General features: G+C 72.7%; 10 protein-coding genes and 1 riboswitch. Of the genes, 8 read left to right on the top strand and 2 right to left on the bottom strand.

All coding sequences use genetic code 11. From position 1 onward, the window contains the following. The first annotated feature begins 165 nt into the window (after positions 1-165). Positions 166-333, top strand: a riboswitch (cyclic di-AMP (ydaO/yuaA leader). 13 nt (positions 334-346) lie between these two features. Next, entirely contained in the window at positions 347-1,150 is an 804-nt protein-coding gene (locus tag OIE74_RS09075; protein ID WP_329380556.1) for a M23 family metallopeptidase, read from the top strand. A 255-nt stretch (positions 1,151-1,405) separates the two neighbouring features. Here OIE74_RS09075 and OIE74_RS09070 read toward each other — a convergent pair whose 3' ends face one another. Further along, on the bottom strand, positions 1,406-1,687 hold the full coding sequence (locus OIE74_RS09070; RefSeq protein ID WP_329380553.1) for an HPr family phosphocarrier protein: 282 nt from the start codon (positions 1,685-1,687) through the stop codon (positions 1,406-1,408). Between the two features lie 133 nt (positions 1,688-1,820). Between OIE74_RS09070 and OIE74_RS09065 the strand changes: the two genes are divergently transcribed. The 6 genes from OIE74_RS09065 to OIE74_RS09040 all read left to right on the top strand — a co-directional run bounded on the left by OIE74_RS09065 (position 1,821) and on the right by OIE74_RS09040 (position 9,756). Beyond that, positions 1,821-4,799 (top strand): bifunctional acetate--CoA ligase family protein/GNAT family N-acetyltransferase, encoded by a 2,979-nt coding sequence (locus tag OIE74_RS09065; protein WP_329380550.1) that lies wholly within the window; start codon positions 1,821-1,823, stop codon positions 4,797-4,799. A gap of 51 nt (positions 4,800-4,850) precedes the next feature. Beyond that, positions 4,851-5,447: a DUF5998 family protein gene (locus OIE74_RS09060; RefSeq protein ID WP_329380547.1), complete on the top strand. Its 597-nt coding sequence runs from the start codon at positions 4,851-4,853 to the stop codon at positions 5,445-5,447. Next, positions 5,447-6,667: an alkaline phosphatase family protein gene (locus OIE74_RS09055; protein WP_329380544.1), complete on the top strand. Its 1,221-nt coding sequence runs from the start codon at positions 5,447-5,449 to the stop codon at positions 6,665-6,667. Before OIE74_RS09060 ends, OIE74_RS09055 begins: the two co-directional genes overlap by 1 nt. 43 nt (positions 6,668-6,710) lie before the next feature. Beyond that, positions 6,711-7,406, top strand: a complete 696-nt coding sequence (locus OIE74_RS09050) for a thymidine kinase (RefSeq protein ID WP_329380540.1) — start codon at positions 6,711-6,713, stop codon at positions 7,404-7,406. A gap of 145 nt (positions 7,407-7,551) precedes the next feature. Continuing rightward, positions 7,552-8,283: a D-Ala-D-Ala carboxypeptidase family metallohydrolase gene (locus OIE74_RS09045; RefSeq protein WP_329380538.1), complete on the top strand. Its 732-nt coding sequence runs from the start codon at positions 7,552-7,554 to the stop codon at positions 8,281-8,283. Positions 8,284-8,436: 153 nt separating this feature from the next. Next, the gene (locus OIE74_RS09040; RefSeq protein WP_329380536.1) at positions 8,437-9,756 is read left to right on the top strand and encodes an ABC transporter substrate-binding protein; all 1,320 of its coding nucleotides are present in this window, start codon (positions 8,437-8,439) and stop codon (positions 9,754-9,756) included. A gap of 29 nt (positions 9,757-9,785) precedes the next feature. On the opposite strand, the gene OIE74_RS09035 is transcribed toward OIE74_RS09040, so the two are convergent. Then, entirely contained in the window at positions 9,786-10,568 is a 783-nt protein-coding gene (locus OIE74_RS09035; protein ID WP_329380533.1) for a VOC family protein, read from the bottom strand. A gap of 257 nt (positions 10,569-10,825) precedes the next feature. Here OIE74_RS09035 and OIE74_RS09030 point away from each other — a divergent pair, with 257 nt between their 5' ends. Continuing rightward, positions 10,826-11,662 (top strand): sulfurtransferase, encoded by an 837-nt coding sequence (locus OIE74_RS09030; RefSeq protein WP_329380530.1) that lies wholly within the window; start codon positions 10,826-10,828, stop codon positions 11,660-11,662. Positions 11,663-11,708: the final 46 nt, after the last annotated feature.

Raw genomic sequence — 11,708 nt, 5'->3', positions numbered from 1 at the left:
TGACGAACCTGTCGCCGGGGTTCCCTCTTATGTCCGCATTCATGGGTGGGTTGCCCGAATGCCCTGTGGCGTGCGCTACAAAATGGGCTGTCCGTTTGGTGATTGAAAGATGAACGCCTAGCGTCGGTCCGGCTGTTCGTCAGAGCCCGCCGCGTCCGCGGCACCGGACAGCCATCGCCGAGTCCCCGTCAGGCGCGAGCCTGGGGAGCCGGGGACCCAATCGATGTCCCTGGGGTGAATCGGGATCCTTCGCACCAACCGCGGAGGACCCCGTAGGAGACCTTCCTGCTCCGAACCCGTCAGCTAACCCGGTAGGCGAGAAGGAAGGAAAGGACCAGCCACCTCAATGGCGTTCACCCGTGCCACCGGGAAGCACCGTGCCCGGAACCGAATGACGCGCCGAAGCGCGAACTTCGCCGGCGTCGCTTCCCTCACCGCGGCCGGTGTCATCGGCACCCTCGCGTCCCCGGCGCTCGCCGCCGACGCGGAGGCGACCCTCGCCCAGGAGGCCGTCCCCGAGGCCCCGCCCCGTGCCATCGTCATCGACGACTCGCTCGCCGCGAAGATCGACGCCCAGGCCGACGCGCAGCGGGCGGCAGCCGAGGAGGCCGCGGAAGCGAAGGCGGAGGCCCAGGCCGCCGCGCGCGCCAAGGCCGAGGCGAAGCGCAAGGCGGAGGCCCGCGCCAAGGAACTCCGCGCCGCCAAGGAGCGCGCGGCACGGGCCGCCGAGCGCAAGCGCCTCAACTCCTACCGGCTCCCGGTCGCGGGCTCCTCGCTCACCACCGGCTACAGGACCGGCGGCGCGCTCTGGTCCTCCGGCAGCCACTCCGGCGTCGACTTCCGCGCCGCGTCCGGTACTTCGGTCGTGGCCGTCGGCGCGGGCACCGTCGTCGAGGCCGGCTGGGGCGGCGCGTACGGGAACAACATCGTCATCCGTATGAACGACGGCACGTACACCCAGTACGGACACCTCTCGTCCATCGGCGTCTCCATCGGCCAGAGCGTCGCCCCGGGGCAGCAGATCGCCCTCTCCGGCTCGACCGGCAACTCCACCGGCCCGCACCTGCACTTCGAGGCGCGGACGACCGCGGAGTACGGCTCCGACATCGACCCGGTCGCGTATCTGCGGTCCCACGGCGTGAACGTCTAGGGCGTGTTTGAGAAGTCCCGTCTGGCCCACGACGCCTGGCACGCGCGCTCGCCGCGTTGTCGGAGTCATCCAAGTACGTCCGGTCCATCTACGGGGCTGATCCTCCGCCTTGCGATCGCACGCACCAGACGCCGTGGGCCCCGCCCAGTGGGCGGACGACGCTACTTCTAAAACACGCCCTAGCCACCACGCGACGAAGGCCCCGGCAGGACGCCGGGGCCTTCGCCATACGTGTCAGGCACGTGCGCTCGCGCTTCAGACGGTCTCGGGCAGCTCGTCCAGACCCTCGGCGACCAGCTTCGCCAGCCGGTCCAGCGCGATCTCCGCGCCGTCCGCGTCGGAGAACAGGACGATCTCGTCGCCGCCCTGCGCGCCCAGCCCCAGCACGGCGAGCATCGACGCCGCGTTGACCGGGCTGCCGTCGGACTTGGCGATGGTCAGCGGAACGCCGGAAGCCGTGGCGGCCCGGACGAAGATGGAGGCGGGACGGGCGTGCAGGCCCTCGGCCCAGCCGACATTGACGCGGCGCTCAGCCATGGTGTTGCCCTTCAAGTCACAGTTGTTGTCTAGACCAGTGTCTCATGTGCCCCGGAACGGCCCGGTGCGGCACCCCCAGCCTGCCCCGGCCGGGTAACCGCCGCTACCCATGTGCGCGCCGTAGGCTCGTGTCATGACGCCGCCGTCGCAGCACGCGTACCCCGCTCACTGGGAAGCAGACGTGGTGCTGCGCGACGGGGGCACGGCCCGCGTCCGCCCCATCACCACCCACGACGCCGAGCGGCTGGTCAACTTCTACGAGCAGGTCTCCGACGAGTCGAAGTACTACCGCTTCTTCGCGCCCTACCCCCGGCTCTCCGACAAGGACGTCTACCGGTTCACCCACCACGACTACGTGGACCGGGTGGGCCTCGCGGTGACCGTCCACGGCGAGTTCGTCGCGACCGTCCGCTACGACCGCATCGACGGCGACGGCAGGGCCGCGTCGGCCCCCGCCGACGAGGCGGAGGTCGCCTTCCTCGTCCAGGACGCGCACCAGGGGCGCGGCATCGCCTCCGCGCTCCTCGAACACATCGCCGCGGTGGCTCGCGAGCGCGGTATCCGGCGCTTCGCGGCGGAGGTGCTGCCCGCCAACAGCAAGATGATCAAGGTGTTCCGGGACGCCGGGTTCACCCAGAAACGCAGCTTCGAGGACGGCGCGGTCCGTCTCGTCCTCGACCTCGAACCGACCGCCGAGTCCCTCGCCGTCCAGCGCGGCCGTGAGCAGCGCGCCGAGGCCCGCTCCGTGCAACGGCTCCTCGGCCCCTCGTCGGTGGCCGTCGTCGGCGCCGGGCGCGCCGCGGGCGGCGTCGGGCGAGCCGTGCTGCGCAATCTTCTGGACGGGGGTTTCACCGGGCGCTTGTACGCGGTGAACGTGGCTCTGCCGCCGGAACTCACCGAGATCGACGGCGTCCCGGCCGTCTGCTCCCTGGCGGAGATCGAGGAGCCCGTCGACCTCGCGGTCGTCGCCGTCCCCGCCGAACGGGTGCCCGACGTCGTCGCCGACTGCGGCGAACACGGCGTCCAGGGCCTGGTCGTCCTGTCCGCCGGTTACGGCGAGAGCGGGCCCGAAGGACTGGAGCGGCAGCGCGAACTGGTGCGGCAGGCGCGTTCGTACGGGATGCGGGTCATCGGGCCCAACGCGTTCGGGGTCATCAACACCTCGCCGCCCGTCCGCCTCAACGCCTCGCTCGCGCCGGAGTCGCCCGACCGGGGGCGGATCGGCCTCTTCACCCAGTCGGGCGCGATCGGCATCGCCCTGCTCGCCGGGCTGGTCCGGCGCGGCGCCGGCCTGTCCACCTTCATCTCGGCGGGCAACCGCGCGGACGTCTCGGGCAACGACTTCCTCCAGTACTGGCACGACGACCCCGACACCGACGTCGTCCTGCTGTATCTCGAATCCATCGGCAACCCACGGAAGTTCACACGGCTGGCCAGGCGTACGGGGGCGGCGAAGCCCGTCGTCGTCGCCAAGGGCGCGCGGCACAGCGGCAGCGCGCCGCCGGGGCACGCGGTGCCGGTCGGCACGATCCCGGACGCCACGGTCTCGGCGCTGCTCAGCCAGGCGGGGGTGATCCGCGTGGACACCGTGACGGAGCTGGTGGACGCCGGCGTCCTGCTCGCGGCCCAGCCCCTGCCGCGGGGACCGCGCGTGGCGATCCTCGGCAACTCCGAGTCGCTGGGGCTCCTCACGTACGACGCCTGCCTGACGGAGGGCCTGCGCCCGCTGCCCCCGCTCGACCTCACGACGTCGGCGCGCCCGGAGGACTTCCGTACGGCGCTTGCCTCGGCGCTCGCGGACCCGGGCTGCGACGCGGTCGTCGTCACGGCGATCCCCTGGGTCGGGGAGGGCGGTGCGATGGAGTCGGGCGACGGCGAGGTCCTGGCGGCGGCGCTGCGCGAGGCGGCGTCGGCGTCCCCGGCGAAGCCGGTGGCCGTGGTCCATGTGGAGATCGGCGGCCTGGCGAAGGCGCTCTCGGCGGCCACCACGACGGCCCCCCGCCCGGGACCGATGCCAGGGCCGGGCGGCGGGTCTCAGCCGGAGCCCGAGCCCGTACCGGAGCCTCAGCCCGCACCGGAGTCCGCACCGGGCCCCGAGCCCGCGCCCGCGGACGACGCGTCCGCCCGCCCCGCCGCGCGGCCCGTTCCGGTGCCCGGCACCGTCACCCGGCCGCGCCCGCCGGCCCCCGACGACGACCCCGAGCGGGAGACCGCCCCGGGCGATGACACCGCCCCCGGCCGGATCCCCGCCTACCCGGCCGCCGAGCGCGCCGTACGCGCGCTCAGCCAGGCCTTCACCTACGGGCAGTGGCGAAGGAAGGCCGCCGAACCCGGCAAGGTGCCCGAGTACGACGACATCGACGAGAGCGGGGCCGCCGCGCTCATCGACCGGCTGCTCGGCGACGCGTCGTCCACCGACCCGCTCGGTACGTGCCTCGGCGACGACGACACCCGCGAACTGCTCGGGCGGTACGGGATCGCCGTACGGCCCACCCTGCCCGCGCCCACCCCCGACGACGCCGTCGAGGCAGCGGCCCGGCTCGGCTACCCCGTCGCGCTCAAGACCACCGCGCCGCATCTGCGCCACCGGGCCGACCTCGGTGGCGTACGGCTCGACCTCGCCGACGAGGCGCGGCTGCGGGCGGCGTACGGCGGACTCACCGAACTGCTCGGGGAGCCCGCCGAGCTGCGGCCCGTCGTCCAGTCGATGGCACCGCGCGGTGTGGACACCGTCGTGAGCGCGGTCATCGACCCGGCCGCCGGCGCGGTGCTCTCGTTCGGGCTGGCGGGAGTGGCCTCCGAGCTGCTCGGCGATCTGGCGCACCGGCTCGTGCCCGTCACCGACCGGGAGGCCGCCGAACTGCTCCGGTCCATCCGCACGGCGCCGCTCCTCTTCGGCTGGCGGGGCTCCGCGCCCGTCGACACCGCCGCCCTCGAAGAGCTGCTGCTCCGGGTGTCCCGGCTCGTCGACGACCACCCGGAGATCGTCTCCGTCGCGCTCGAACCGGTGGTGGTCGCGTCGCACGGCCTCACCGTGCTCGGCGCGAGCGTCCGCCTCGCCCCGCCCCCGTCCCGCGACGACCTCGGCCCCCGCCGCCTGCCCAGCTACTGAGCAGGTCCGCACGGTGCTGGCCACGCATCGCGCCCCCGTAGGATGGGGCACATGGCGAAGACCGGTACGACGACCCAGGGGCTGCGCACGGCGATCGAGCGCAGCGGCTACTACCCGGCTCTCGTGGCCGAAGCGGTGGAGGCCGCTGTCGGAGGCGAACCCATCGCCTCATTTCTTGTCCACCAGGAGACGACGTTCGACTCCAACGAGGTCCGCCGGCATGTCACCGTCCTCGTCCTGACCGCCCACCGCTTCATCGTCAGCCACACCGACGAGCAGGCAGCCGACACCAGTTCACCGACGCCGTACGCCACCACCTCCACCGAGTCGGTCAAGCTCGACCGGATCTCGTCCGTGGTGGTCAGCCGCGTCGTCGCGAACCCCGAGTCGTACACCCCCGGCACCTTGCCCCGCGAGGTCGTCCTCACCATCGGCTGGGGCGCCGTCGCCCGCATCGACCTGGAGCCCGCCGCCTGCGGCGACCCCAACTGCGAGGCCGACCACGGCTACACCGGCAACTCCACCGCCGACGACCTGAGCCTGCGCGTCAGCGAGGCCGGTGACGGACCCGACACCGTACGGCAGACACTCGTCTTCGCCCAGTCGCTCTCCGAAGCCACCGCGGCCACCTCCTCGACCGGCCGTTGATGGCCGCCCCGCCGCCCGCCTGGCAGGACCCCGAGCCGCTCGCCCTGCACACCGCGCCCGTCCCCGAGTACGGTGGCGGCTCCCTCGCCGACCTGCTGCCCACCCTCCTCGCGGGCCAGGGCGTTCCCGTACCGGGTACCGCCGCCGGCGCCCCGGCCGCCGTCATCCCCGAACTCACCCCGGCCGACCGCAACTGCGTCTTCCTGATCGACGGCCTCGGCTGGCAGCAGATCAAGGACCACCCGGACGAGGCGCCGTATCTGACGTCGCTGCTGGGCACCTCACGCGGCGGCACCGGCCGGCCGGTCACCGTCGGTTTCCCCGCCACCACCGCGACGTCCCTCGCCTCCGTCGGTACGGGCCTGCCGCCGGGCGCCCACGGACTGCCCGGCTACACCGTGCGCGACCCCGCCACCGGCGCCCTGATGAACCAGCTGCGCTGGCGCCCGTGGACCGACCCGCACGTCTGGCAGCCCTATCCCACGCTCTTCCAGCTCGCCCACGCCGCCGGGGTGCACACGGCGCAGGTGTCGTCCCCGACCTTCGAACGCACCCCGCTCACCGAGATCGCCCTGAGCGGCGGCACCTTCCACGGCCGGCTCTCGGGCGAGGAACGGATGGACCTGGCAGCCGCCCAACTGGCCGCGGGGGACCGGTCGCTGGTCTACACGTACTACAGCGAGGTCGACGGCAAGGGCCACAAGTTCGGCATGGACTCCGACGCCTGGCGCGGCCAGGTGATGTACGTGGACCGGCTCGCCCAGCGCCTCGCCGAGCAACTGCCGCCACGGGCCGCCCTCTACATCACCGCCGACCACGGCATGATCGACATCCCCTTCGACGAACAGTCGCGCATCGACTTCGACGAGGACTGGGAGCTGCGCGCCGGCGTCGCCCTCCTCGGCGGCGAGGGCCGTGCCCGCCACGTCTACGCGGTCCCGGGCGCCGAGACCGACGTCCTCACCGTCTGGCGCGAGGTGCTGGGGGACCGGTTCTGGGTCGCGAGCCGCGCCGAGGCCATAGCCGCCGGCTGGTTCGGCCCGCCAGGGACGGTCGAGGAGCGGGTGCGCGCGAGGATCGGCGACGTCGTGGCCGCCGCTCACGACGACGTGGTGATCACCGCGTCCGTCCAGGAACCGCGCGAGTCCGCGATGGTCGGGATGCACGGCTCCATGACCCCCGTCGAGCAGTTGGTACCCCTGTTCGAAGTACGCTCGTAGCGCCGCCCGTTACCCGAAAGACCCGAAAGGCCGTCACTTCCTCATGCCCGAGCTGGTGTTCTTCTCCGGAACGATGGACTGCGGAAAGAGCACTCTGGCTCTTCAGATCGAGCACAACCGCTCGGCCCGCGGCCTCCTCGGCATGATCTTCACCCGCGACGACCGCGCGGGGGAGGGCAAACTCTCCTCCCGCCTCGGCCTGGTGACCGACGCCGTCGAGGCGGCCGAGGGCTTCGACTTCTACGCGTACATCGTCGACCGCCTTTCGCAGGGCGGCCGTTGCGACTACGTCATCGCCGACGAGGCGCAGTTCCTCGCGCCCGAGCAGATCGACCAGCTCGCCCGGCTCGTGGACGATCTCGACCTGGACGTCTTCGCCTTCGGCATCACCACCGACTTCCGCACCAGGCTCTTCCCCGGCTCGCGGCGGCTGGTGGAGCTCGCCGACCGCGTCGAGGTCCTCCAGGTCGAGGCGTTGTGCTGGTGCGGGGCGCGGGCCACGCACAACGCCCGTACGGTCGGCGGGGTGATGGTGGTCGAGGGTGCGCAGGTGGTGGTCGGCGATGTGCGTCAGTCCGAGGACGAGATCGGCTACGAGGTCCTGTGCCGGCGCCACCACCGCCGCCGCATGACGGCGGCCACGGCGAGGGCCGCCGCGCTGTCCCCCGACGTACTGCCCGTCGAGATCGCCGACGGCCCGGCCGTACGCTCCGACGCCGCATCCGCACCCGGCCGCTGACCTTCTCGGACCCGCCGGCCCGGGGCGGCCGGACCGCCGAGGGGGCCGTTCCGTGTGGTTCGAACGACCGGCACACTCCGCGATCGGGCCGGGCTACTGTGCCCGTCGTACTCCCGGAGAACGCCCACCGCACACAGGAGTTGCCATGCTCAGAAAAGCTCAGCACGCGTTACTCTCCCTTGTCATGATCTCGACAGGCGCGGTTTTCGGTGTGACGGTCACCGCCGGTACCGCGCACGCCGCGTCCAACTGCGGTCAGCCGATCACGGGCCTGCCGTTGGAGCAGGGCAGCCAGGGCACCTCGGTGGAGCGGCTGCAGATCCGTGTCGCCGGGTTCGTGGACAGCGGCGAAGTGCTTTCCACCGACGGGATCTACGGCGGGCGCACCAAGGAGGCGGTCCGTAAGTTCCAGAAGCAGTACGGCCTTCAGGCCGACGGAATCGCCGGCAGCCAGACGGTCGACAAGATCTACTCGTTGCAGGACTCGGACTGTACGCCCATCCATTTCTCGTACGCCGAGTGGAACAAGTGCAACTCCGACTGGTCGGGCGGCGCGGTGTCGGCGACCGCCGCCAAGGCCAACGCGCGCAAGAGCATGTGGAAGCTGGAGGCGCTGCGCGCGAAGGCCGGCGGCGCGATCCAGATTTCCAGCGGTTTCCGTTCGAACAGTTGCAACGCGGCCGTGGGCGGGGTCAACGGCAGTCGGCACACCTACGGGGACGCCGCGGACATGCCGGGGACCCAGGCCCGGCGCTGCCAGCTCCACAACGGGGCCAAGAGTTCCGGCTTCAGGGAGATCCTCGGTCAGGGCTTCCCGGGTCACAACGACCACACTCATGTGGGCATGACCGGCTCGCGGCAGTGGCACGGCTGCTAGGCCGTGTCTTCGAAGTAGCGCCGTCAGGAGCCGCAGTGGCCGCAGTGGCCCGGCGCCCACCATGCGCCGGGCCGCTCCGGCTCCCGCCCCGAACACCGCGGCCATCGCAGCCATCGCACCGCAGTTGACGAAAGGGACCACTCCCTCGTGTCCATGAGCAGACGGAGCTTCCTCGGCGCCGGAGCCTCCACCGTGCTTGCCGCCGGCGCGGCCGGGTGCGACTCGGATGCCGACAGTGACACCGCCGCCGGCGCGCCGCTCGTCGCCCTCGTACCCGAGGACGGCATCGCCGGGATCCACGCGGCGACGGTCCGCCGCTTCAACGAGTCGCCCGGCGAGGCCGGAGCGGAGACTACGGCCGAACTCCGTGCCGTCCCCTCGGCGTCGTACGCCCGTGCGCTGGAGACGGCACTGGACGGCGGCCGTGGCCCGGACCTTCTCTTCACCTGGAGCGCCGGAGCCATCAGGGTCTCCGCCGAGGAACACCGGCTGGTCGACCTCTACAACCTCACCGAGGACTATCCCGAGTTCGGTGAGAGGCTGCTGCCCGGCGCTCTGAACGGCTGTGCCGTCAATCAGCGCCCCTTCGGCATCCCCGTCCGCGGCACCCGGCCCGTCGTGCTGTTCTACCACCGTGCCCTGTTCGCGGATCTCGGCCTCAGGCCGCCCGCCACCTGGGCGGATCTGAAGAAGGCCGCAGCCCGGCTGCGTACCGCGGACGTCATACCCGTCGCGCTGGCCGGGGCCGATCCCGCCGCCGCAGCGAGGTGGCTGGAGTACCTCGTGGAGCGCATCGGCGGCCCTGAGGTCGCCGACCGGATCCGGTCCGGGGACAGCGGCGCGTGGACGGACCGCGCCGTGCTGCGCGCGGCAGAGGAGATCATCTCCCTGCTCGACAGCGGCGCGTTCGGCGCCGACGGCGGCGCGGCGGGCACCGGCGGCGAGGCCGCCGCCCTTCTGGCCAGGGGCCGGGCCGGCCTGCTCCTGGCGGAGTCCGGGCAGCACGCGGAACTCGCCCGGAGGTTCCCCGCGTTCACCGACAGGAATCTGGGGTGGGTGCCGTTCCCGGTGGTCGATGACGGCAAGGGGAAGCCGAAGAGCCTGCTGGGCACCCCGGCCGGCTATCTGACGATGAGCGAGCGCACCGAGAACCGGCTCGCCGCGGTCGCCCTGCTCAAGGAGTTCACCGGTACGGCACACAGCAAGGCCCTGCTGCGGGCGGGCGAGGTCCCCGCCACGTCCGCGGCGGCGAAGTCGCTCGGCCACGCGCCGTACCCCGACTTCGCCCGGTTCCAGTACGACCTGGTACGGAAAGCCCCCGCGTACACCCTCAGCTGGGAGCGAGCCGTGCACCCGGCCTGGCGCGATCCCATGCGCACCGAGGTGGGCAGCCTGTTCGCCGGCCGGTCCACGTCGCGGGAGTTCAGCAAGGCGATGCGGAGCGTGGAACTCCCCAGCGCCGTACGCCCCTAGCCCCTAGCCCCAGCCCCCGCACCCCTGACTCAGCGCGCCGCCGACCGCACCACGCTGAAGACCGCGCCCTCCGGATCCGCCACCGTCGCGACCCGCCCCGCCGGTGTGTCCCACGGCGGGTCGATCACATGGCCGCCCAACTCGGAGACCAGCAGCGCGGCGGCGTCCGTGTCGTCCACCTCGAAGTACGTCATCCAGTGCGCGCCGCGTACCGGGCGGCGGCCCTCGCCCACCCCGTGCAGCGCCGCCACCGCGTGCCCGTCGAGGCGCAGGGTCAGCGTGTCGTCCCCGTTCCCGCCGGCCCTCTCCACGTCGTAGCCGAAGACCGACCGGTAGAACGCGCTCACCCACGAGGTCTCGCGGATCAGCAGCTCGTTGCGGACCGGCGTCCCGTGCGCCCCCGCCACGGCGGTACCCGTGTGCGCCTGTGCCTGCCAGATGCCGAAGACCGCGCCGGCCGGATCCGACACGAGGGCGAGGCGCCCGTCCCCGCCCGCCTCCAGCGGCCCCACCCCGACGGTGCCGCCGCAGCACCTGATCGCCTCGGCCGTCGCGTCGGCGTCGTCCGTCGCGAGATACGGCGTCCACGAGAGCGGCAGCCGCCTCTCCGGCGCCAGTTGACCGATGCCGGCGACCACCTTGCCGTCGAGAACGCCCCGCACGTACGGGCCCAACTGCTCGGACCCCGGCGCCTGGACGAACTTCCAGCCGAACAACTCCCCGTAGAAGTCCTGCGTCGTACCGAGGCCGTGCACCATCAGACTCACCCAGCAAGGCGTGCCGGGCGTGTGCCGGATCGTTTCCTCGGTCATCGTCGCTCTCTTCTCGAATCATTCGCGGACCGCCCCGATCGGGACGGGCAGGCGGGGGAGGGGGCGCACGCCCCGGACTGCGCGGTGGGGGGCCCGAACAGATCGTTCCATTTCTCGCCGGGAGCCGCGCCCCGGCCGCGCCGCTTTTGGCGCGATCCAGCATGAGGATGACCGTTTTGGTATTGACGCGACGTTGTCGTGCCCTCACCGACCGGGTCGAGGCCGAACGCCCTTGCCGATAGGCGAGGATGGCACGCATGACAGTCATCATCTCCGCGTCCGGACTCGCCGACGAGATCGCCGGACCCAGGCCGCCCGTCCTGCTCGACGTCCGCTACGCGCCCGGCGCCCCTCCCGGCCGCCCGGAGTACGACGCCGGCCATCTGCCGGGCGCCGTATTCGTGGACCTCGAAGCGGAGTTGTCCGGCCCGCCCGGCGCCGGGGGCCGCCATCCGCTGCCCGACGTGGCGGCGTTCGGCGCGGTGATGCGCCGCGCGGGCGTCTCGGCCGGCACACCGGTCGTCGTCTACGACGGAGGCCAGGGGTGGGCCGCGGCCCGCGCCTGGTGGATGCTGCGCTGGACCGGTCACCAGGACGTACGCGTGCTGGACGGCGGACTCGCGGGCTGGGACGGCCCGTTGACGGCCGAGATCCCGACGCCCGGCGAGGGCGACTTCAGCCCCGTACCCGATTCGCTCCCGCTGCTCGACGCGGACGGCGCCGCCGCGCTGGCCCGCGACGGTCTGCTGCTGGACGCGCGGGCCGCCGAGCGCTACCGGGGCGACGTCGAACCGCTGGACCGCGTCGGCGGGCACATTCCGGGCGCCGTCTCGGCGCCGACCGCCGGGAACGTCGGCCCGGACGGCCGCTTCCTCCCCGCCGACGAACTCGCCGCCCGGTTCAGGGCGCTGGGCGTGAAGGGCGACGGCACCGGCCCCGAGGTCGGGGTCTACTGCGGCTCCGGGGTATCGGCGGCGCACGAGTTGGTGGCCCTGGAGATCGCCGGCATCCCGGCGGCGCTGTACGCCGGATCCTGGTCGGAGTGGACGGCGGACACCGAGCGACCGGTGGCGACAGGCCCCGACCCTCAGTGACGGGGGCCGGCTGACGTCAGTGACCGGGGCCGTACGCCCGTTTCGC

Source organism: Streptomyces sp. NBC_01716 (assembly GCF_036248275.1).
In the GTDB taxonomy this organism is placed as follows: Bacteria; Actinomycetota; Actinomycetes; order Streptomycetales; family Streptomycetaceae; genus Streptomyces.
The sequence above is the reverse complement of the archived record's forward strand: the minus strand, read 5'-3'. Positions and strand labels throughout refer to the sequence as shown.

What these genes read in the sequence shown, in the direction of transcription:
- OIE74_RS09075 (WP_329380556.1), top strand. Translation starts at nt 347, where the DNA reads ATGGCGTTCACCCGTGCCACCGGGAAGCACCGTGCCCGGAACCGAATG.
- OIE74_RS09070 (WP_329380553.1), bottom strand. Translation starts at nt 1,687, where the DNA reads ATGGCTGAGCGCCGCGTCAATGTCGGCTGGGCCGAGGGCCTGCACGCC.
- OIE74_RS09065 (WP_329380550.1), top strand. Translation starts at nt 1,821, where the DNA reads ATGACGCCGCCGTCGCAGCACGCGTACCCCGCTCACTGGGAAGCAGAC.
- OIE74_RS09060 (WP_329380547.1), top strand. Translation starts at nt 4,851, where the DNA reads ATGGCGAAGACCGGTACGACGACCCAGGGGCTGCGCACGGCGATCGAG.
- OIE74_RS09055 (WP_329380544.1), top strand. Translation starts at nt 5,447, where the DNA reads ATGGCCGCCCCGCCGCCCGCCTGGCAGGACCCCGAGCCGCTCGCCCTG.
- OIE74_RS09050 (WP_329380540.1), top strand. Translation starts at nt 6,711, where the DNA reads ATGCCCGAGCTGGTGTTCTTCTCCGGAACGATGGACTGCGGAAAGAGC.
- OIE74_RS09045 (WP_329380538.1), top strand. Translation starts at nt 7,552, where the DNA reads ATGCTCAGAAAAGCTCAGCACGCGTTACTCTCCCTTGTCATGATCTCG.
- OIE74_RS09040 (WP_329380536.1), top strand. Translation starts at nt 8,437, where the DNA reads ATGAGCAGACGGAGCTTCCTCGGCGCCGGAGCCTCCACCGTGCTTGCC.
- OIE74_RS09035 (WP_329380533.1), bottom strand. Translation starts at nt 10,568, where the DNA reads ATGACCGAGGAAACGATCCGGCACACGCCCGGCACGCCTTGCTGGGTG.
- OIE74_RS09030 (WP_329380530.1), top strand. Translation starts at nt 10,826, where the DNA reads ATGACAGTCATCATCTCCGCGTCCGGACTCGCCGACGAGATCGCCGGA.